Below are 20,685 nucleotides of genomic sequence, written 5' to 3'. Positions count from 1 at the left end.
AGCCCGGTTTTCATCGATGGTGCCGTTTTTGGGAGAGTTCAATGATGTTGCAAGGAAAAGTTGCCCTGGTCGCCGGCGGCACACGAGGCGCCGGACGCGGCATAGCGGTCGAACTCGGCGCCGCCGGCGCAACGGTCTATGTCACGGGGCGGAGCACGCGTGCCCAGCAATCCGAATATGCCCGGCCCGAAACAATCGAGGAGACGGCGGAACTGGTCACGGCCAACGGCGGCAACGGCATCGCCGTCCAGGTCGATCACCTCGTGGCCGATGATGTGCGCGGGCTGGTCGAGCGCATCCGCAAGGAACAGGGCCGCCTCGATATACTGGTCAACGACATCTGGGGCGGTGAAAAGCTGTTCGAATGGGACAAGTCGGTATGGGAGCACAATCTGGACAATGGCTTGCGTATGCTGCGTCTGGCCATCGACACCCATCTGATCACCGCCCACCACGCGCTGCCGCTCATGATCGAGCAGCCGGGCGGACTGCTGGTGGAAGTCACCGACGGCACGGCCGAGTACAATGCCGAGCACTACCGGCTGTCACCCTTCTACGATCTTGCCAAGGTCGCGGTGAATCGCATGGCGTGGGCTCATGCCAAGGATCTTTCGAAACACGGCGCCACCTCGGTCTCTTTGACGCCAGGCTGGCTGCGGTCGGAGATGATGCTGGAGGCCTTTGGCGTGCGCGAGGTGAATTGGCGCGATGCCACGGCAAAGGTGCCGCATTTCATTATTTCGGAGACACCGCGCTTCATCGGCCGTGCCGTTGCCGCTTTGGCGGCGGACACGGACCGCTCGCGCTGGAACGGGCAGTCGCTGTCCAGCGGCGGACTGGCGCAGGTCTACGGCTTTACCGATCTCGATGGTTCGCGGCCCGATGCCTGGCGTTATCTACCGGAGGTTCAGGACGCCGGCAAACCCGCCGATGCAACGGGTTACCGGTAAGGCAATCCGGAATCGCTTCACAGCGAGCGTCCGTCGAAGTCGAAGATCGGCAAGGTGGACGGCTCGATATCGGCGACGCAGTTGAGGTTGACATAGGCGCTGCGCTCATCGCCTTCCCGGACGTCCTCGGCGAAAGGATGGATGCCGCAGGTGCGGCAGAAGCGGTGCGCCATGGCGTGGTTGCCGAACGTATAGGTGCCCAGATCGTCGCCCCAGGCCAGGACCGTCAGGCTCCCATGCGGGATGGCACATAGGAGCGCGCCCTTGCGCGAGCAGATCGAACAATTGCACCGCACGGCGCCGGTCAGTTCCGCCTTGAATTGGAAAGCGATCTTGCCGCAATGACAGCTGCCTTTGTAGAGCATCAGTATCTTCCTATCGCTGACAGGTGCAAAGGCACGCTGGCCGGGTTATCCCTTTCGCAGGCCCAACCGGCTGCCTGCCTTAAAGACGTTGCATCCTGGCGGAGTCCGACATCGACATGCAATCCATCCGCGACCGTCTCGAAATCATCCTGTCACGTCTTGCCAATCGTGCGGCCGACGAAAAGGTCTTTACCAAGCTCTATATCGAGGCCGCGCGGGCGGCGGCTGATGCCAGCGACGCCCGCGGCCGAGCCGGCGTGAAGCTCGGACCGCTCGACGGCGTCATCGTCTCGATCAAGGATCTGTTCGACGTTGCCGGTGAACCAACCACGGCCGGCTCGCTGATGCGAAAGACCGCTACGCCCGCCGCGCGCGACGCCGCCATCGTCAGCCGGCTTCGGCAAGCCGGTGCGGTCCTCATCGGCAAGACCAACATGACCGAATTCGCCTTCACGGCGATCGGCGACAACATGCACTACGGCACGCCAGGCAATGCCGTCGATGCCAGCCTAATTCCTGGTGGTTCGTCCTCCGGCGCCGGCGTTTCCATCGGCGAGGGGACGAGCGATATCTCCATCGGATCCGATACCGGCGGCTCCATCCGCATTCCGGCGGCGCTCAATGGTGTCGTTGGTTTCAAGCCGACAGCGCGGCGGGTGCCGCTGACCGGCGCCTTTCCGCTGTCTGGCACCTTGGACTCGATCGGGCCGCTTGCCCGAACCGTTGCGCAATGTGCCGCCACAGACGCGGTGATGGCCGGCGAGGTGCCGACCGAACTGGCGGCCATATCGCTCGCGGGACTTCGCGTCGGTGTGCCGCGCGGTGTTCTTTTTGGCGACACGGAAGGTGAAGTTGCCGGGGCGTTCGAGCATTGTCTCGGCAAGATAGAAAAGGCGGGCGCGCGCATGGCCGATCTGGTGATCGACGACATGATCGCGGAGTTCAGGACCGCCACCAAGCGTGGCTCGATCGCTGCCATGGAAGGGGCCGAAGTGCATGCCGACTGGCTGGCGACAGGTGCATCGGTACCGGTCGACCCGCATGTCAGCGGACCTTTGTCGCGGGCGGCGATGCTGCCGGCGCCCGTCTATATCAGGGTCCTGCGCCGCCGCAGCGCTCTCATTGCCGCCATGGACGAGCGGCTGGCATCGGTCGATGTGCTGGCCCTGCCGACCACGCCGGTGATGGCGCCGACCATCGTTTCCATGGCCGAGGATGCCGAACTGCGGGACCGCGTCGAAGGCCTGCTGCTGCGCAACACGCAGGTGGCCAACCAGTTCGACCTCTGTGCGATCTCGCTGCCGATGCCCGACATGGCGCTACCGGCCGGACTGATGCTGGTCGCGCGCAACGGCCACGACCGGCATCTGCTGCGGATAGCCGCCGAAACGGAGCGGCTGCTGGGCGGCTGACCGGCAATTGGCCGATCAGCGCGAGGAACAGTGCTTGCGTTCGCTGTCCTGGGCGGTGCGCACGATGCGTGTCGCGACCAGCCAGGGCAGACTGTAATCCTTGCCGGTGATGGTCTGGGCACGCTGCTCGATCGAGCCCCTGACGACGATCCTCCCCGAGTAGAGCACGTCGGACTGATCCGTTATCGCCTTGTCGGCCTGCGGTAATCCGCTGGCGTCGATCAATACACCCTTGATGATCTTGCCTGTGGCAAGGTCGAGAGCGCTGTTCGACGGGCAGGGCGCCTTGAGGCAGCGCAGCCCATTGTCGCAATAGACATAGCTGCTTTCGGCCGCCGCGAATGCCGGCAGGGCGAAGATGGACGAGGCTGCGGCAATCAGAAATGCGAGGCGAAGACTGGACATGGCTGCAACGTCGCCGAAAATTGGGGCGAAACAGCGATTGCTATAGGTCGAGCGGAAAGCGCCGCCGGTAGTGATCGACCGCTTCCGGATTGCGCAGATTGACCGGCAGCTTGCCGTCCAGCACCAGCAAGGCTTCGCCCGCCGCGCCGATGCCCATGCGCATCATCGATTCCTCGGTAATGCCTGCCATATGCGGGGTGATGATGACGTTGTCGAAGCCGAAATAGGGATGATTGGACGGCAGCGGCTGCGTCGAAAACACATCGAGTGCCGCACCGCCGATGCGGCGTTCCCGCAAGGCCTCGATCAGGGCGTCGTCATCGACGACCGGCCCACGCGAAACGTTGATCAAGAGCGCATTGGGTTTCATGCGGGCGATGCGCTCGCGGCTGATCAGGCCGCGCGTCTCCGGCGTCAGCGGACAGCAGAGCACGATGATGTCGCTCTGTTCGACCAGCGCGTCGATCGAGAGGAAGCCGACTTTCTCGGGCGCCGGCTGCATGCTGCGCGTCGTTGCCACCACCTTCAGGTCGAAACCGTGCGCGGCGATATGGCCGACGGCTTGCCCGACGGCGCCGAGGCCGACAATGCCGATGGTCTTGCCGGCAAGCTCGATGTTGGAATTGGCGTGCTCGCGCCCGGCGAGCCAGCCTTTGGCGCGCAGGTCGCGGTCGACCCTGCGGAATTGCCGCAGCAGCGCAAGTGCGGTGAACATGACGTGTTCCGCCACCGAACGGGCATTGACCGCCGGCACATTGGCCACCAGCACGCCGGCCGCCGTCGCCGCCTCCATCGGGATCATGTCGAGCCCGGCGCCATGGCGGATGGCAGCCCTCAGCTTCCAGGCGCCCTCGAACAGCGCCGGCGGCAGCGGTGCACGCACGATGACGATGTCGGCGTCCTTGGCCTCCCGGGTCAAGGTGGCGGGATCGAGCGCCGATGCGATGACGAGCTGGCCGGCGCCCGCGAGCTTGGCCGAAGCGCGCGGATGCAGCGGATGGGTCGACAGGATCTTTGGCACGGTCTGGGCCACGCTCAGGCCTTTTCGAGCGCCGGGCTCGCGGGCGTAGCCGCATTGCCGCCCTCGATCAGGCCCTTCCAGTAGCTCTCCGCCCCTTGCAGATGGGCGCTCATCAGTGCCTGGGCGAGATTGCCGTCACGGCGCAGCAGCGCCTCGTAGATCTGCACATGCTCGGCATGCGAACGCACGCTGCGTTCGGGATCGTTGAAATAGATCGGCAGGCGCTGCTCGCCCATCAGATAGTAGACGCTGCAGATGTTGTGGAAGACGCTGTTCTTGGTGGCGCGCACAATCTCCAGGTGGAACTCGCGGTCCTCTTTGGCCAGACCTTCGCCGGCAGCGATGCGTTCCTCGGAAGCCTTGAGGATCTCGCGCAGTCGCTCGAAATTCTCCTCGGTGGCGCGCGAGCAGGCAAGTTCGGCGGCCTTGATCTCGTGGATCTTGCGCAACTCGACCGTCTCGTAGATCTGCAAGGGATCGAGCGGCAGGCCGGCGCGCGCGAACAGCGCCAGCGCCTCGACGCTCGCCTGCTTGGTGTCGATGTAGATGCCGGATTTGGCGCGCCGCTCGACGATGCGCATGGCTTCGAGGATGGCCAGCGCCTCGCGGATCTGGCCGCGGCTGACGGCGAAATGCTCCGCCAGCTCACGTTCGGATGGGGTGCGGCCGCTCTCCTTGTCCGAGTGGGAGAACAGATAGGCTGCGAGTTCCGCGAGAAGGTTCTTTTCTTTCATCGTCAATTGCGTTGCGCGTGCGCCTCCAGGAATCGCTCAGAAACGGTGAATCCCAATCCGGGCTTTTCCGGGATCGCTATCATACCGTCCTGTGCTTCGACAGTCTCTTCGATCAGATCGTGGATCATCGGGTTGGCGCCGAGTGAATATTCGACGGTGAAACTCGACGGCGAGGCGGCGCAGACATGCAGCCCGGCGAAGAAGCAGGGCGCGCCGGCCCACAGATGCGGCGCAAAGCGCAGATTGAAGGCGCTGGCGATGGTGCCGATCTTCATCGCTTCGCTGATGCCGCCGCAAAAGGCGGGATCGGGCTGGAAGATGTCGGCGGCCTTGAGCACGGCGAGGTCGCGGAAGGCATAGCGCGTCGCCTCGCTTTCGCCAGTGGCGATCGGCACGGCGCCGGAGGCGCGCACTTCCGCCATGCCCGGCTTGTCGTCGGCGATCACCGGTTCCTCGAACCAGGCAAGATCGAGGTCGTTGACGAGGTGGATGAAGCGTTTGGCCTCCGCCACCGTATAGGTGCCGTGGGCGTCGACCATCAGCTCAACATCGGGGCCGAGCGCCTGGCGCGCGGCGCGGACGCGGGCCGCCGAGATGTGCGCGGCGCCATCCATGGCGCCGACCCGCATCTTCAGCGCATTGAAGCCGCCCCGGGCGATGTAGGATTTCAACTGCTCGCCGATGGCGTCGGCGGACGCCCAGCCGCCCGAGGCATAGGCCTGCATGCGGTCGATCTTGCGGCCGCCGAGCAGCCGCCAGACCGGCTGGCCGAGTGACTTGCCCAGGATGTCCCAAAGCGCGATGTCGACGGCGCTGATGGCAGCGATGCTCATGCCGCGCCGCGCCAGTTGCGGCATGGCGTGGCCGGCGCGGGCGGCACTGTCGTGGCGCACGCCGTTGTAGAGCATTTCCCAGATGATGCCGATGTCGGCCGGATCGCGGCCGATCAGCTGCGGCCCGACCTCCTGGTTCAGCATGTGGACGAGGGCGCCGTAGCTGCCGGCGCTGCCGGCAGCGTTCTTGCCTTCGCCCCAGCCGACCAGTCCGTCATCGGTTTCGATGCGCAGGATGGCGGCGTCGAAGGTCGTCACCTGGCCGAAGTCGCTGCGGTGCTGCCGAGCGGCTTCGATCGGGATGCGGACCCACCAGGCTTGGACGGTCTTGATGCGCATGTCTTTCCCCAGCCCCGCCGCCGGTCAGGGCGAAAGGGCGAATTTCCCAACAGTCGTCGACTACTTGATCAGCGGCAGCAGCGTTTCGGCGGTGATGCGCATCTGGTCGGTGTAGAATTTCTCGGTCAGCACGCTGGAGCCGTGGTCCTGGATGAACTTCAGCTGCTCAGGCGAGATATCGACCGGGTGGCGCTCGACCATTTCGGGATAGGGTGCCGCCGGCGTGCGGTCGACCGGGGCGACGAATTCGTTGGTCAGCGCGCCGTCGTAGCCGACCTCCTTCAAGGTGGCGACGATCTTCGGCCAGTCGATCTGGCCGAGGCCGGCTGCGAAGCGGTTGTTGTCGGCGACGTGGAAGTCGAACAGGCGCTTTCCGACCTGACGGATGGCGTCGTAGACGTTAAATTCCTCCATATGGATGTGGTAGGCGTCGAGGCAGACGCCGCATTCGGGGCTGACCGCGTCGGCCAGCGCCAGCGCCTGGGCGCCGCGATTGAACAGGTAGGTCTCGAAGCGGTTGAGCGGCTCGACGGCGATCTTGACGCCGACCTTCTTGGCATGGGTGAAGCATTCGCGGGTCGCGTCGACCACCCATTTCCATTCCTCTTCCTCGGTGCCGTCCGGCACGACCTTGCCGACCGTCGCGGGGACGAGCGTGATGATCTCGCCATCGAGCTCGCTGACCATGGTCAGCACGTCCTTGACGTACTGCACCGAGCGCTCGCGCTGACCCTGGTTCTTGGCGGCAAGGTTGCGTTCGCCCAGCATCAGGGTCACCGCGCCCCAGCAGCGAATGCCATGCTCCTTCAACAGCGCCCGCGTCTCCTTGGTCTTGTACTGCTCGGGCTCGCCGGAAATCTCGATCGACTCATAGCCGAACTTCTTGATGCGCTTGAGCGTCGTCTCCAATGGTTCCGCCCGCATCCAGTTGTGCGTCGAAAGATGCATGGTCTGTCCTTCCCAAATTCGTCCGTATCGTCTGCCTTCGACATGCACCGCCGAAAGACGGCGCAAGGGTTCCTCCCAAGGCATCCCCAGCCTTTTTCCTGCAAACTGGTTCGACCAATTGGGCCTGAAGTGAGGTCTACAGCAAATTGCCTGGAACGGCAAGAAGCGCGGATGCGCAACTTGCTGTGCGAATTATTCCGTTGATTATATTGTGATATATGCCGATGCTTTGGACATTTGCAGATCTCGATCGATGCATTGCCAGGCTTGACCAAATTCCCCTATTTGGTAATACCAGAATGGCAGTGCCTGCAAAGCGCCCGATGCAAAAAGACCAAAATGGCTGGCCCTGCTTCCAATCGGCGCTATGCTTGGTCGCGACACAATGAGGGAGGATGCCGATGCCGACGACAATGAAGGGCCCTGGACTGTTTCTGGCGCAGTTCGCGGGTGACGCAGCGCCATTCAATTCGCTGGCCGCGATCACCAAATGGGCCGCCGGTCTCGGCTATAAGGGCGTGCAGATCCCGACCTGGGACGTGCGCCTGTTCGATCTCGAGAAAGCGGCGTCTTCCAAGACCTATTGCGACGAGGTGAAGGGCATTTGCGCCGATGCCGGCGTCGAGATCACCGAACTGTCGACGCATCTGCAGGGTCAGTTGGTGGCGGTGCATCCGGCCTATGACGCGCAGTTCGACGGCTTCGCGCCGGCCTCGGTCCACAACAATCCCAAGGCGCGGCAGAAATGGGCGGTCGAACAGATGAAGTTCGGCGCCAAGGCCTCGAAGAATCTCAGCCTCAAGGCTTCGGTGTCCTTCTCCGGTGCGCTGGCCTTCCCCTACCTCTACCCCTGGCCGCAGCGGCCGGCCGGTCTGATCGAGGAGGCCTTCGCCGAACTCGGAAAGCGCTGGAAGCCGATCCTCGACGTCTATGAGGACAATGGTGTCGATGTCGGCTACGAAATCCATCCCGGCGAGGACGTGTTCGACGGCGCCACCTTCGAGATGTTCCTCGAGGCGGTCGGTGGCCACAAGCGCTGCAACATCAACTACGACCCGTCGCACTTCCTGCTGCAGCAACTCGACTATCTCGAATTCATCGACATCTACCACGAGCGCATCAAGGCCTTCCACGTCAAGGATGCCGAGTTCAACCCGACCGGCCGGCAAGGCGTCTATTCCGGCTATCAGAGCTGGACCAACCGCGCAGGACGCTTCCGCTCGCTCGGCGACGGGCAGGTGGATTTCGGCGGCATCTTCTCCAAGTTGACGCAGTACAATTATGATTCCTGGGCGGTGCTGGAATGGGAGTGCTGCCTGAAGCACCCCGAGGATGGAGCTGCCGAAGGGGCGCCTTTCATCCAGCACCACATCATCCGCGTGACGGAGAAGGCATTCGACGACTTCGCCGGTGGCGCGACGGACAAGAAAGTGCTGCGCGCGATGATGGGAATCTGACACGGCTTTCCCTTCCCGGAGGGGAGAAGTATCCAAGACACGAGGGACAAAACATGGTCGGCGCATCGAAATCGGAAACGGGAGGCGGCCCGATCCGCTATGGCATGGTCGGCGGCGGGCAAGGCGCCTTCATCGGCGCGGTGCACCGCATAGCGGCGCGCCTGGACAATGAATTCGTGCTGGTGGCTGGTGCGCTGTCGGCGAACCCCGAGCGCGCCAAGGCTTCGGCCGCCGAACTCGGGCTCGATCCGGATCGCAGCTACGCTTCCTATGCCGAGATGGCCAAGGCCGAGGCCAAGCGCCCCGACGGCATCGAGGCGGTGGCCATCGTGACGCCCAACAATGTCCATGTGCCGGCAGCCAAGGCGTTTCTCGAGGCCGGCATCCACGTGATCTGCGACAAGCCGCTGGCGACGACACTGGCCGAGGCGAAAAAGCTCGCCGCGGTCGTCGAGAAGACCGGCAAGGTGTTCGTGCTCACCCACAATTACACCGCCTATCCGATGGTGCGGCAGGCGCGCGAAATGGTGGCCAAGGGCGTGCTCGGCGACATCCGCATCGTGCAGTCGGAATATCCGCAGGACTGGCTGACCGAGGACCTCGCCGCCACCGGCCAGAAGCAGGCATCATGGCGCGGCGACCCCAAGCAGGCGGGCGCCGGCGGTGCGCTGGGCGACATCGGCACCCATGCCTACAATCTTGCCCGCTTCGTCTCCGGGCTAGAGCTGGATTCGCTGTCGGCCGATCTCGATGCCTTCGTGCCGGGGCGGCTGCTCGACGACAATGTCAACGTCATGCTGCGCTTCAAGCCCACCGGCAAGACGCATCCTGCCAAGGGCATGATCTGGGCGAGCCAGGTGGCGCCCGGCCATGAGAACGGGCTGAAGCTGCGCATCTATGGCTCGAAGGGTGGGCTGGAATGGGTGCAGGCCGATCCCAACTATCTCTGGTACACCCCATTCGGCCAGCCCAAGCAGTTGATCACCCGCAACGGCGCCGGCGCGCTGCCGGTGGCGGGCCGTGTCAGCCGCGTGCCGTCAGGCCATCCCGAGGGCTATCTCGAAGGCTTCGCCAACATCTATCAGGAGGCTGCACGCGCCATTCGTGCGGCGCGCAAGAAGGGTGGCAAGCCGGCCAAGGATGTCGTCTTCCCGACCATCCAGGACGGCGTCGAAGGCATGGCCTTCATCGAAGCCTGCGTGAAATCGTCGAAGAAGAATGGCGCGTGGACGAAGCTTTAAGCGCCGGCGGGTAACGAAGGCCTCTTCACTCGGATTGCCGGCCGAATTGCGAAGGGCAATTCGGGGCAATCCGACCTTCTCCAGAGGGGAGAGGAGGTGTCGGCGCTAGGTTTCTTCTCGGGGAGAAGGTGGCCGCGAAGCGGCCGGATGAGGGGGAGTTTGCGCGAAGTTGGTGGGGACAGCCAGCACGCGCTACCAAATTGGGGAGGGCGTCGATGAAAATCGGCATGTGCATGTTCTTGTGGACGACGGCGGTGTCGAAGAAGCATGAGCCTCTGCTTCGCGACATCAAGGCGACGGGCTTCGACGGTGTCGAGATACCGATCTTTGCCGGCATGCCGGACGATTATAAAAAGCTCGGCGACCTGCTCGATCGCATCGGGCTGGAGCGGACTGCGGTCTCCGCGATGGGCGATCCCTCGATGAACCTGATCTCGGCCGATGCGGCAACGCGCAAGGCTGGTATCGCTTACATGAAATGGGCTGTTGATTGCGCCGATGCGCTTGGCGCCAGGACGCTCAGCGGGCCGCTGCATTCGACGCTCGGCGCCTTTTCCGGCAGCGGGCCGACCCCCGCCGAGAAGAACCGTTCCATCGCCTCGCAGCGCGCCATCGGCGACCATGCCGGCACGCGCAACGTCACCATCGGGCTGGAGGCGCTGAACCGCTTCGAATGTTATCTTTTCAACACGATGGCGGACCTCTCGGAGCACATCGATGCCGTCGGCCGTCCGCACATCAAGGCGATGTACGACACCTTTCATGCCAATATCGAGGAGGCCGACCCGATTGGCGCCTATACGAAGCATCGCCGGAATGTCGTGCATATCCACATATCGGAAAACGATCGCGGCGTGCCGGGGCGCGGCAACATTCCGTGGAAAGAGACGTTCGCGGCGATCCGCAAGAGCGGCTATGACGACTGGCTGACAATCGAGGCGTTCGGGCGGTCGCTGAAGGACCTGGCTGCGGCGACCAAGGTTTGGCGCGATTTTTCCGAGAGCCCGGAAGCTGTCTATCGCGACGGGTATAAGCATATCAGGAATGGGTGGAAGAAGGCGGCTTAGGCTCCTCTCTTCGCGAGATGCCGCCGCCAACCATGGCATCCAGGCCTATCACCCCTGCTCGACCTGGATCCTGTTCTAGTCGTGGATGGTGCGGCTCAGCCGGCGGCGCAGGAAGTTCGAGATGTTGTCGAAGATGAAGACGACCAGCAGGATCAGCAGCACCATGTAGAAGACGTTGGCCCAGTTGGAATTGGTGCGCATTGCTTCCCACAGTTTCAGGCCGATGCCGCCGGCGCCGACGGCGCCGATGATGGTAGCGCCGCGGGTGTTGGATTCCCACTGGTAGAGCGTCTGGCTGATGAAGACCGGAATGACTTCCGGCATGACGCCGTAGCGCTGCACCAGGAGACCGTTGGCACCGGTCGACAGCACACCTTCGCGCGGCTTGTCGTCGATGTTCTCCAGCGCCTCGGAATAGGTTTTGCCGAGCGTGCCGATCTCGGTGAAGAAGATCGCGGCACTGCCCGCAAGCGGACCAGGGCCGAAGGCGCGGGTGAAGAACAGCGCCCAGATCAGCATGTCGACCGAGCGCATGAAGTCGAAGAAGCGTTTCAGGACCTGGCTGAGCACACCGCTCGGCGTGATGTTGCGGGCGGCGAAGAAGGCAAGCGGGAAGGCGACGATACCGCCAAGCAGGGTACCCAGGAACGCCATGACGATGGTCTGCAGCAGCTTCGTCCAGACGTCACCGTGCTGCCACTGGGCGTTGTTCCAGATGTTGTCGCCCGCCAGCGCCAGGTTCGAGGTGCCCGGCTTCAAATCAGGCCCGGACACGATCAGCGAGATCACCTCTCCCGCCGATTTGCCGAAGAAGGGCGAGCGTGTGTCGAAGACGAAATTCGCCCAGCCGAGGAAGCGCTTGCGCACCTTGACGCGATCGACGGTGACGCGCACTTCGCCGACGAAGCCCATCTTGGCAACCACCTCGTCGTCATGCGCGGCGATCCAGTCCGGCACCGGGCCTGATATCACCGGCTTGCCGCTGGTCAGCGAAACCGGCACGGTCTGGCCGTTGGCCACGATCGTTGCCTGCGCCTTGCCGAAAGTCACGGATTTCGCCGGGCCGTCGATCAGCACGGTGAAGGTGCCGTCCGGATTCTTGATCACCCAGTCGGGGTTCGGGTTCTCGCCAAGCGCGGAAAAGCGCGGGTATTTTGGCGTGATCTCAGGCTGGTCGAGGCGGAATTCCGGTTGCAGGTCGTAGCTGATCCATTGTGTCAGGAACAGCGGCAGACGCTCCCAGTGCGATTCCCGCAGCACTTGCGGCAGGCTGAAGAACCACAGGACATAGATGAGATAGGTCAGGATGCCGATGAACAGGAACAGCGGAGCGAAGCGCTTGTACAGCGGCCGCCGGAACACTTGCGGATAGCGCTCCTCGATCGACAGTATCTCCTCGGCCGTCATGGTCGCCATGATTCACGCCCCCATCATGAAAGCTTGCTCGCCGACCAGCTTGCGGCGCAGCCAGGCGGAGAACTGGTCGATGATGAAGATGGTCGTGAACAAGAGCAGCACCAGCGCCAGCGTCTTGGCGCCGAAGCCGCGCGAGATGGAGAGCTTCAACTCCTCGCCGATGCCGCCGCCGCCGACGGCGCCGATGATGGTCGAGGCGCGGACATTGATCTCGACGCGCAGCAGTGTGTAGGACATGAAATTGGGCAGGACCTGCGGCAGGTCGGCGAAGCGCACGCGCTCGAACCAGTTGGCTCCGACCGCGCGCAGGCCTTCCTCGGCACGCATGTCGATGTTCTCGTTGATCTCGTAGAACAGCTTGCCGAGCGCGCCGATCGAATGCAGGCCGATGGCGATGATGGCGGCGATCGGGCCGATGGAGACGATTGCCGCGAACAGGCCGGCAATGACGATCTCAGGGAAGGCGCGCAGCAGCTCCATAAAGCGCTTGACGATCAGCCGCAGCGCCGGATGGGGCGTCAGGTTGCGGGCGGCGATGAAGGAAAACGGCACGGCGAAGATGAAACCGACGAAGGTCGAGACCAGGGCTACATTGACCGTCGTGATCATCAGCTCGAAATATTCGGGAATGTAGAAACCGCCCCAGACATAGATCCGGCCGAGCGGGAAATTGTATTCCTGGGTGCCGGTGTCATGCGGCGAGGCGATGTCGAACAGTGCCCGCCAGACGTCGTTCCAATCCTTTGGGACCAACCAGCTCAGAAAATCCAGAATATGCGGCAGCCGGTCGAAAAAGTGCCCGGCATTGGCTTCGTCGGCGAACCACATGCTGGCGAGCAGCGCGGCGAGCAGCAGGCCGACGCCGAGCACTGTATAGAACCGGCGCAGCGACGTCTGGCGTCGCCAGGCATCGGCCATCTGCTGGGGGGCGCCAGAAGAGGCTGTCAATGAGGGGGCTGTCACGGAAAGGGTCATGATCGGAGATGCAAAAAGGGCGGTGCTTTCGGCACCGCCCTTTCCGATTTCGCCGTTAGCCGCCGATGGCTGCCTTACGGGCTTCGACGATGACGTTGTAGAAGTCTGGCTTGACCGGAACGTAGCCGGTGAAATCGCCACCTTCGACGCCCTCGAAGCAAGCCTTGTCCTTCGTCGGCAGCTCGGTGAAGAAGGCGGCGAGCTTGGCGGTCATCTCGTCACCGAGCGCGGTGCGCACGACCAGCGGGCCGTTCGGGATCAGGCCCGAGCGCCAGACTTCGACGAAGTCGTTCGGGTCGACGGCGCCCTTGGCGACGACCTTGTGGAAGGTGCCGGAGGTGAAGCCGTTCTTGAAGTCGCCGATGCCGGAGGAATCATCGACCGCGACATCGACCTTGCCGTCGCGCACGGCCAGGATATTGTTCTCATGGCCGCCGTTGAACTGGGTCGAGGCGAAGAAGGTTTCGTTCGAGGCGCCGGTGTCCTTCGGAATCTGGGTCAGCGGGATCAGGTAGCCCGAGGTGGAGTCCGGATCGGCGTAGCCGAGCTTCTTGCCCTTGGCCGACTTGATGTCGGTGATGCCCGAGGTCTTCAGAGCCAGGCCGATCGAATAATAGCCGGTGGAACCGTCGGTCTGCTTGGTGGTGAGGATCGGGGTCACCGCCTTCGGGTCCTTGAGATAGACGCTGGCGTAGCCGGAGGCGCCGAGTTCTGCGAAGTCGAGCGTGCCGCCGAGCAGGCCTTGGATGACGCCGTCATAGTCGGCGGCAGGAAACAGCGAGACCTTCTCGAAGCCGAATTCGGCCTTCAGATGATCGGCCAGGCATTGGTAGTTGCGCAGCCGGTCGGTCTCGTTTTCACCGCCCAGAATGCCGACGCGGAATTCCTTCATGTCGGCGGCGTGGGCCATGCTGGTTGCCATGGCAAGCACCGAAACGGCGCTGAAAACCATCTTCCTGAACATTTGATGTCTCTCCTGTAAGTTCCGGCCCCGCGCCGGCAGCGTTCTTGATCTTGACAAGTGCCCTTGACGCGGGCGGACGATCCCAACCGCCCTTTCTTGGCCCATGATCTTTCCCGAAAACCGGATTCCACTTTTCGGGATCATGGGCTCAGTAACCCGGGAATGCGGGTTCGAGCGGTCCGGCGGATGCGGCAATCTTCTGCTTGAAGGCAACGCTGGTGGAGGTGATGGCCTCCGATATCTCTGCGCCATTGCTGTCAGCGCCATAGACGAGGCGCACGGCCTCGCGGTTGAGCTCTTCCGGCGGGCCGTCGAAGACGACCTTGCCGGCGGCCATGCCGATGATGCGGTTGCAATAGGCGCGGGCGGTGTCGAGCGTGTGCAGATTGGTGACGACCGTGATGCCCTCGCGCAGATTGATGTCCTGCAGCGAATCCATCACCACCTTCGCGTTGAGCGGGTCGAGCGAGGCGATCGGCTCGTCGGCGAGGATCACTTTGGGCTGCTGCATCATGGCGCGGGCGATGGCGACACGCTGCTGCTGTCCGCCAGACAAGGTGCCGGCGGGCTGAAGCGCGGTGCGGGCTATGTCGAGCCGCTCGAGCGCGGCGACCGCCTCGGCGCATTCGGCGCGCGAGAACATGCCGAGAAGGTTGGACAGGGTCGAGCGATGGTTCAATTTGCCGAGCAGGACGTTTGTCAGCACGTCGAGGCGCGGCACCAGGTTGAACTGCTGGAAGATCATGGCGCAATCGCGCTGCCAGCGCCGCAGCGGCGAGCCGCGCAACCGGGAGACCTCGGCGCCGTCAAAAAAAATCGACCCCTGGCTGGGGTCGACAAGACGGTTGATCATGCGAAGAAGGGTCGATTTGCCAGCGCCCGAACGGCCGATGACGCCAACCATCTGACCCTGCGGGATCGAGATGTTGACGTCGCTGACGGCGGTGTTCTTGCCAAATCGTCGGCTGACGCCGCGGATTTCGAGTGTGGCAGAGCTTGCTGACATGAGCAGGTTCCAGTCCGGACCTTGTTGATCGTCAGGCTCTCGCCTAGCGCAGCCACATGAACCTGCCGTGTCGCCAGCATGTCAGTTTTGTTACGCTCCACAGGCGCGACGGCTGAAGCGCGTCGCGCTGAAACGAATTCACGCGGCGCGCTTCGGGTCTTTGTTTTTATGCATGTCGTTCTCCCAAAACCGGGGCCACTTTCGGGCGACATGCATTGGCGCGTGACCGGCGATCAGCCAAGCACCAGCAATTCCTCGAAGTGCTTCATGTCGCGAAAGGCGCAGAAGGCGGGCGCCTTGATCTCGATCACCGGAGCCTGCCTTGTCAAAAGCGTCAGGCAATCGTCGAACAGAGCCTGCCATGCTGCCGCACGGTCGTCGGCAAGACGCCGGATCTGATACGCGAAGGTGATGTGGAAGACGTAGGCGTCATGATCGGGGTGCCGGTAGCCGAACGGCACCGCCAACGCATCGCGCCATTGACGCATGATGCGCACGTCCTCGTCGGTCGCGCCGGCAACGGTGAGACCGGTGGGCACGACCTCGATCACCTTGATGTTGAAAGGACCGAAGCCCTCGAAGCCCTTCAGGTGCTCCAGATAGAGGCGGGTCATGGCGTCGATGCTGGTGTCGAGCGGTACGTCCTGCGGCCAGTAAGGCAAGCGGCGGCGATATTCGATGATGCCCTGGAACAGCGTCATATGCAGGCTGGAAACGGGCGTGAAGGCGAGCCGGTCGGCGTCGGGCATCGCCAGCATCTTCTCGCGCACCGCAAGCACGGCGGCTTCGGAAGGCGATCCGCTGACGAGATGGCTGACGACGGTGTTGCCGGGCTCGGTCAGGAAATTGCCCGAGGTGTCGTAGCGCGTGCCGAGATGCGCCGGCGGGGTCGGGTTGGTGCCGGCAAAGAATCCGAAAAGCGAGGGTCTGACGGTGTCGAGCATGGCAATCTCCTTGGGGAGATGGCGTCCTGTCCGAGTCCTGTGTCAGAGATATGAACAGGCCCCCTTATGACGGCAATGTGAGGAACTATCCCTCGTATTTCTCCAGGAATGCCTCGGCCGTCAGCTCGCGAAAATCGTCGAGCGAAGCGCGCAGCCTAGCGTGGTCCCAGTCCCACCAGGCAAGCGCCTGATAGCGTTCGGCGGTGCGGCGGTCGAAGCGCTCGCGGATCGGCTTGGCCGGCACGCCGGCGACTATGGTGTAGGGCGCGACATCCTTCGAGACGACCGCGCCGGCGCCGACCGCCGCGCCATCGCCGACAGTGACGCCGGGCAGGACGGTCGAGCCGTGGCCGAGCCAGGTATCGTGGCCGATGGTGACGCGTTTGGCGCGGCGCTGGGCGAAGAATTCGCTCTCGTGCTCGGCGTCGTCCCAATAGTCCGAGGCGCGGTAGGTGAAATGATGCAGCGTCGGCCGCCAAGTCGGGTGGTTGGTGGCGTTGAGGCGCACGCTTGCCGCGATGTTGGCGAACTTGCCGATCGTCGCGCACCAGACAGAGCAATCCTGCATCATGTAGGAATAGTCGCCGAGTTCGCTCTCCGAAACCCGGCTGCGGTCGGCGATCTCGGTCCAGCGGCCAAGCGTCGAATTGTGTACCTCCGCCGTCGGGTGAACCAGCGGCGTCTCCGACAATTTCCTGGTCATGCGGCGAGTTTTCCTGGAGCAAAAGCGGTGACGTCGATGATGCGGTCGGCAACCGCCTCGCGAACATCATGATCGTGGAAGATGCCAAGCAGGGCGACGCCCGCCGCCTTTTTGGCGGCGATGAGTTCGATCACCACGTTGCGGTTGGTAGCATCGAGCGAGGCGGTCGGCTCGTCGAGCAGCAGGATAGGGTGCTCGGTGATGAAGCCGCGCGCGATGTTGACGCGCTGCTGCTCGCCGCCGGAGAAGGTCGCCGGCGGCAGTGCCCAGAGTTTTTCCGGCAAATTGAGCTGCGCCAGCAGGGCGCGTGCCTTGCCGCGTGCAACCTCGCGTTCCTCGCCGCGCTCGACCAGCGGTTCGGCGACGACGTCGAGCGCCGAGACGCGCGGCACGGTGCGCAGGAACTGGCTGACATAGCCGATCGTTTGCCGGCGAACGGCAAGCACGGTGCGCGGGCTGGCGTTGGCGAGATCGATCAGTCCGTCCTCGTGCCTGACGATGATCTGGCCCTCGTCGACGGCATAGTTGCCGTAGAGCATCTTCAGGATCGAGCTCTTGCCGGCGCCCGACGGGCCGCCGAGCACGGTGCATTCGCCCGCCCTGATCGAGAACGAGACACCGGCGACGACAGGCAGTTTGATGCCATCGCGCAGATGCATGGTGAAGCTCTTGGCGACGTCGGAAACAACGAGCGGCGTTGGCATCGTTACACCTGCAAAATGGAAGAAACGAGAAGCTGCGTGTAGGGCGCGCGCGGATCGTCGAGCACGCGGTCAGTGAGGCCGCTTTCGACGACGCGGCCGTCCTTCATCACCATCATGCGCTGCGACAGCAGGCGCGCCACGGCGAGATCGTGGGTGACGACGATGGCCGCGAGACCGAGGTCGGTGACCAGTCCACGCAACAGGTCGAGCAGGCGTGCCTGCACCGAGACGTCGAGGCCGCCGGTTGGCTCGTCCATGAACACCAGCCGTGGGCCGGTGACGAGGTTGCGGGCGATCTGCAGGCGCTGGCGCATGCCGCCGGAAAAGGCACGTGGCTCGTCGTCGATACGGTCTTGCTCGATCTCGACGCGCGACAGCCAGTCGACCGCCGTGGCGCGGATCTTGCCATAGTGGCGGTCGCCCACCGCCATCAGCCGTTCGCCGACATTGGCGCCGGCAGACACCGTCATGCGCAGGCCGTCGGCCGGGTTCTGGTGGACAAAGCCCCAGTCGGTGCGCATCAGAAAGCGGCGCTCGGCCTCGCTCATGCGGTAGAGCTCGCGGAACTGGCCGTCGCGCATGCGGTAGCTGGCGGTGCCCGACGACGGTAAGAGCCGCGTCGACAGGCAATTGAGCAGCGTCGTCTTGCCGGAACCGGATTCGCCAACGACTGCCAGGACTTCGCCCGGCCACAGGTCGAAGGAGACGTTGTCGCAGCCGACGCGCGACCCGTAGAATTTGGAGAGCGCCGATACGCGCAGCAGCGGTTCGTCGGTCATTGTGCCGGCTCCATTTTTTCGGAAGCAAGATGGATTTCCGGAGCAAGATGGCCGCGATGGCCCTCTTCACGCCGCTTCTCGCAATGGTCGGTGTCGGAGCAGACGAACATGTGGCCGCCATGGTCGTCGAGGATGACCTCGTCGAGATAGACATTTTCGGCCGCGCACAGTGCGCAGGGCTGGTCGAAGGTCTGCACCTCGAACGGATGGTCCTCGAAGTCGAGGCTGACGACATCGGTGAAGGGAGGCACCGCATAGATGCGCTTCTCGCGTCCGGCGCCGAACAGCTGCAGCGCCGGCGAGCGGTGCATCTTGGGATTGTCGAATTTCGGCGTCGGTGAGGGGTCCATCACATAGCGGCCCTCGACCTTGACCGGATAGGCATAGGTCGTGGCGATGCGGCCGTGCTTGGCGATGTCCTCATAGAGCTTCACATGCATGAGGCCATACTCCTCCAGCGCATGCATTTTGCGCGTCTCGGTCTCGCGCGGTTCGAGGAAGCGCAGCGGCTCGGGGATCGGCACCTGGTAGACCAGCACCTGGCCCGCGGTCAGCGGATGTTCGGGGATGCGGTGGCGGGTCTGGATGATGGTGGCGCCGGCGGTATCGGTGGTGACAGCGACATTGGCGACCTTCTTGAAGAAGGCGCGGATCGATACGGCGTTGGTGGTGTCGTCGGCGCCCTGGTCGATAACCTTCAGCACGTCATCGGGGCCGATGATCGAGGCGGTGACCTGGACGCCGCCGGTGCCCCAGCCATAGGGCATCGGCATTTCGCGTGAGGCGAACGGCACCTGATAGCCGGGAATGGCGATGCCCTTGAGGATCGCGCGACGGATCATCCTTTTGGTCTGTTCGTCGAGATAGGCGAAGTTGTAGGTGGCGATGTCGGTCATGATGCGACCTCAAGTCCTTTGGCATAGCGCGCCAGCCGCTCGGTGAGCGTGCCGGTGTGCAGTTCGAACATGTGGTTGTCGTCGTCGTAGAAATAGATCGAGCGGCCTTCGCCCTCGACGCGTGGGCGCGGCGGGCGCATGTCGAGGCCTAGTCTGCCGACGCGCTCGGCGTAGCGGTCGAAATCGTCGTCATCGATCTTGAAGGCGATGTGGTTGTAGCTGCGCTCGGCCAGCTTCTCGCCTTGCATGATGGCGATCCAGATGTCGCCGATCAGGAAGAATTTTTCGCGCGACAGCGAAAACTGCGCGGCGTCGCTGGCAAAGACCTCGCGGGCGTCGAAGACGCCCTCGAGTATCCTTGTCATCCGCTCAAGGTCGCGGACGATGAAGGTCATGTGGGACAGGCCTTCGATCATTCCGCGGCCTCCCGCTTTTCGTCGACCTTGGCGGGGTTCTCACGGGCCTCATGTTCGGCGCGCATGCGGCGCACGAGGTCCAGCTCTGCCTGGAAGTCGACATAGTGCGGCAGCTTCAGATGCTCGACGAAGCCGGTCGCCTGGACATTGTCGGAATGCGAGATGACGAATTCCTCGTCCTGGGCGGCGGCGATGATGTCCTCGCCAAGCTCGGAGGCGCGCAGCGCGCGGTCGCAGAGCGCCATGGCCATCGCCTTACGCTCGCTCTGGCCAAAGACCAGGCCGTAGCCGCGGGTGAACTGCGGCGGCGCCTTGGCCGAGCCCTTGAACTGGTTGACCATCTGGCATTCGGTGACCCGCACCGTGCCGAGCGGGGCAGGGAAGGGCAGTTCGGGAACATCCAGTTCCAGCTCAACCTCGCCGATGCGGATTTCTCCGACGAAGGGATGGTTGCGGGCATAGCCGCGCTGGGTGGAATAGCCGAGCGCCAGCAGAAAGCCCTCATCGCCGCGCGACAGCGCCTGTAGGCGGATGTCGCGCGCCATCGGAAATTCCAGCGGTTCGCGGGTGATGTCGCCGGGGACATGGTCCTGCGGCATGTCGCCATCCGGTTCGATCAAGCCTTCGCGGGCCAAGATCGCCGAGACGCGTGGCATCGCTTGCGCTTCGCTCTCACGCTGCAGCGGTTGGGCGACATCAGAGCCGGCTGCAAGCTCGGGATCGAGCAGCCGTTGCGTGTAGTCGAAGGTCGGCCCGAGCAGCTGGCCGCCGGGCAGGTCCTTGTAGGTTGCCGAGACGCGCCGCTCGACCAGCATGGCGCCGGTATCGATCGGCTTGCTGTAGCCGAAGCGCGGCAGGGTGGTGCGATAAGCGCGCACCAGGAAGATCGCCTCAATCATGTCGCCGCGCGCCTGGACGATGGCGAGTGCGGCGAGCTCCAGGTCGTAGAGCGAGCCTTCGCTCATCACCCGGTCGACGCCGAGCGCCAGCTGCTCGACGATCTGGTCGAGGCGCAGGGCCGGCACCGAACGGTCGCCGCGCCGGCGATCGGCGAGCAGGCTGTGGGCGTTACGAATAGCGGCTTCGCCGCCTTTTACCGCGACATACATC

Annotated in this window: 22 protein-coding genes; 5 read left to right on the top strand and 17 right to left on the bottom strand. The window is 63.7% G+C overall.

The features are described from left to right. The first annotated feature begins 41 nt into the window (after nt 1-41). Nucleotides 42-950: an SDR family oxidoreductase gene (locus ACVILI_RS31560; protein WP_038649816.1), complete on the top strand. Its 909-nt coding sequence runs from the start codon at nt 42-44 to the stop codon at nt 948-950. A gap of 17 nt (nt 951-967) precedes the next feature. Here the strand turns inward: ACVILI_RS31560 and ACVILI_RS31555 are convergent, their stop codons facing one another. Next, on the bottom strand, nt 968-1,315 hold the full coding sequence (locus ACVILI_RS31555; RefSeq protein ID WP_019861292.1) for a GFA family protein: 348 nt from the start codon (nt 1,313-1,315) through the stop codon (nt 968-970). A gap of 116 nt (nt 1,316-1,431) precedes the next feature. Here ACVILI_RS31555 and ACVILI_RS31550 point away from each other — a divergent pair, with 116 nt between their 5' ends. Continuing rightward, on the top strand, nt 1,432-2,727 hold the full coding sequence (locus ACVILI_RS31550; protein ID WP_038649813.1) for an amidase: 1,296 nt from the start codon (nt 1,432-1,434) through the stop codon (nt 2,725-2,727). Between the two features lie 15 nt (nt 2,728-2,742). Here the strand turns inward: ACVILI_RS31550 and ACVILI_RS31545 are convergent, their stop codons facing one another. From ACVILI_RS31545 to ACVILI_RS31525, 5 genes are read right to left on the bottom strand one after another with little or no spacing between them, the layout of a single operon-like run. Continuing rightward, nucleotides 2,743-3,132 (bottom strand): hypothetical protein, encoded by a 390-nt coding sequence (locus ACVILI_RS31545; RefSeq protein ID WP_038649810.1) that lies wholly within the window; start codon nt 3,130-3,132, stop codon nt 2,743-2,745. A gap of 40 nt (nt 3,133-3,172) precedes the next feature. Continuing rightward, nucleotides 3,173-4,165 (bottom strand): hydroxyacid dehydrogenase, encoded by a 993-nt coding sequence (locus ACVILI_RS31540; protein ID WP_019861289.1) that lies wholly within the window; start codon nt 4,163-4,165, stop codon nt 3,173-3,175. A gap of 2 nt (nt 4,166-4,167) precedes the next feature. Continuing rightward, complete coding sequence (locus tag ACVILI_RS31535) at nt 4,168-4,887, bottom strand: FadR/GntR family transcriptional regulator (RefSeq protein WP_019861288.1); 720 nt, start codon at nt 4,885-4,887, stop codon at nt 4,168-4,170. A 2-nt stretch (nt 4,888-4,889) separates the two neighbouring features. Then, on the bottom strand, nt 4,890-6,059 hold the full coding sequence (locus tag ACVILI_RS31530; RefSeq protein ID WP_038649807.1) for a mandelate racemase/muconate lactonizing enzyme family protein: 1,170 nt from the start codon (nt 6,057-6,059) through the stop codon (nt 4,890-4,892). Nucleotides 6,060-6,119: 60 nt separating this feature from the next. After that, on the bottom strand, nt 6,120-7,007 hold the full coding sequence (locus ACVILI_RS31525) for a sugar phosphate isomerase/epimerase family protein (RefSeq protein WP_019861286.1): 888 nt from the start codon (nt 7,005-7,007) through the stop codon (nt 6,120-6,122). Nucleotides 7,008-7,408: 401 nt separating this feature from the next. Between ACVILI_RS31525 and ACVILI_RS31520 the strand changes: the two genes are divergently transcribed. The 3 genes from ACVILI_RS31520 to ACVILI_RS31510 all read left to right on the top strand — a co-directional run bounded on the left by ACVILI_RS31520 (nt 7,409) and on the right by ACVILI_RS31510 (nt 10,772). Further along, the gene (locus ACVILI_RS31520; protein ID WP_038653379.1) at nt 7,409-8,464 is read left to right on the top strand and encodes a sugar phosphate isomerase/epimerase family protein; all 1,056 of its coding nucleotides are present in this window, start codon (nt 7,409-7,411) and stop codon (nt 8,462-8,464) included. Between the two features lie 53 nt (nt 8,465-8,517). After that, nucleotides 8,518-9,705 (top strand): Gfo/Idh/MocA family protein, encoded by a 1,188-nt coding sequence (locus tag ACVILI_RS31515; RefSeq protein ID WP_038649804.1) that lies wholly within the window; start codon nt 8,518-8,520, stop codon nt 9,703-9,705. A gap of 215 nt (nt 9,706-9,920) precedes the next feature. Then, nucleotides 9,921-10,772, top strand: a complete 852-nt coding sequence (locus tag ACVILI_RS31510) for a sugar phosphate isomerase/epimerase family protein (protein ID WP_038649802.1) — start codon at nt 9,921-9,923, stop codon at nt 10,770-10,772. 75 nt (nt 10,773-10,847) lie between these two features. Here ACVILI_RS31510 and phnE (ACVILI_RS31505) read toward each other — a convergent pair whose 3' ends face one another. The 11 genes from phnE (ACVILI_RS31505) to ACVILI_RS31455 form a co-directional block, all read right to left on the bottom strand. Further along, entirely contained in the window at nt 10,848-12,188 is a 1,341-nt protein-coding gene (gene phnE / locus ACVILI_RS31505; RefSeq protein WP_038649799.1) for a phosphonate ABC transporter, permease protein PhnE, read from the bottom strand. Nucleotides 12,189-12,191: 3 nt separating this feature from the next. Then, on the bottom strand, nt 12,192-13,163 hold the full coding sequence (gene phnE / locus ACVILI_RS31500; protein WP_038649796.1) for a phosphonate ABC transporter, permease protein PhnE: 972 nt from the start codon (nt 13,161-13,163) through the stop codon (nt 12,192-12,194). 55 nt (nt 13,164-13,218) lie between these two features. Then, nucleotides 13,219-14,127, bottom strand: coding sequence for a phosphonate ABC transporter substrate-binding protein (gene phnD, locus ACVILI_RS31495; protein WP_019861278.1), 909 nt, complete (start codon nt 14,125-14,127; stop codon nt 13,219-13,221). 148 nt (nt 14,128-14,275) lie between these two features. Continuing rightward, nucleotides 14,276-15,133, bottom strand: a complete 858-nt coding sequence (gene phnC / locus ACVILI_RS31490) for a phosphonate ABC transporter ATP-binding protein (protein ID WP_038649793.1) — start codon at nt 15,131-15,133, stop codon at nt 14,276-14,278. 233 nt (nt 15,134-15,366) lie between these two features. Continuing rightward, nucleotides 15,367-16,077: a DUF1868 domain-containing protein gene (locus ACVILI_RS31485; protein ID WP_027047412.1), complete on the bottom strand. Its 711-nt coding sequence runs from the start codon at nt 16,075-16,077 to the stop codon at nt 15,367-15,369. 85 nt (nt 16,078-16,162) lie between these two features. After that, complete coding sequence (locus ACVILI_RS31480; RefSeq protein WP_027047411.1) at nt 16,163-16,780, bottom strand: DapH/DapD/GlmU-related protein; 618 nt, start codon at nt 16,778-16,780, stop codon at nt 16,163-16,165. After that, nucleotides 16,777-17,484, bottom strand: coding sequence for a phosphonate C-P lyase system protein PhnL (phnL, locus tag ACVILI_RS31475; protein WP_038649790.1), 708 nt, complete (start codon nt 17,482-17,484; stop codon nt 16,777-16,779). The genes ACVILI_RS31480 and phnL overlap by 4 nt, the downstream gene beginning before the upstream one ends. Nucleotides 17,485-17,486: 2 nt before the next feature. Continuing rightward, the gene (phnK, locus tag ACVILI_RS31470) at nt 17,487-18,263 is read right to left on the bottom strand and encodes a phosphonate C-P lyase system protein PhnK (protein WP_013892928.1); all 777 of its coding nucleotides are present in this window, start codon (nt 18,261-18,263) and stop codon (nt 17,487-17,489) included. Continuing rightward, nucleotides 18,260-19,159: an alpha-D-ribose 1-methylphosphonate 5-phosphate C-P-lyase PhnJ gene (locus tag ACVILI_RS31465; RefSeq protein ID WP_038649787.1), complete on the bottom strand. Its 900-nt coding sequence runs from the start codon at nt 19,157-19,159 to the stop codon at nt 18,260-18,262. Before ACVILI_RS31465 ends, phnK begins: the two co-directional genes overlap by 4 nt. Next, nucleotides 19,156-19,575 carry a FosX/FosE/FosI family fosfomycin resistance hydrolase gene (fosX, locus tag ACVILI_RS31460; protein ID WP_038649784.1) on the bottom strand — a complete coding sequence of 140 codons (420 nt, stop codon included), beginning with the start codon at nt 19,573-19,575 and terminating at the stop codon, nt 19,156-19,158. Before fosX ends, ACVILI_RS31465 begins: the two co-directional genes overlap by 4 nt. Continuing rightward, nucleotides 19,572-20,684 (bottom strand): carbon-phosphorus lyase complex subunit PhnI, encoded by a 1,113-nt coding sequence (locus tag ACVILI_RS31455; protein WP_038649781.1) that lies wholly within the window; start codon nt 20,682-20,684, stop codon nt 19,572-19,574. The genes fosX and ACVILI_RS31455 overlap by 4 nt, the downstream gene beginning before the upstream one ends. Between the last annotated feature and the right edge of the window lies 1 nt (nt 20,685).

It is taken from the genome of Mesorhizobium sp. USDA 4775, assembly GCF_054062655.1.
This window is presented reverse-complemented; position numbering and strand designations above follow the sequence as displayed.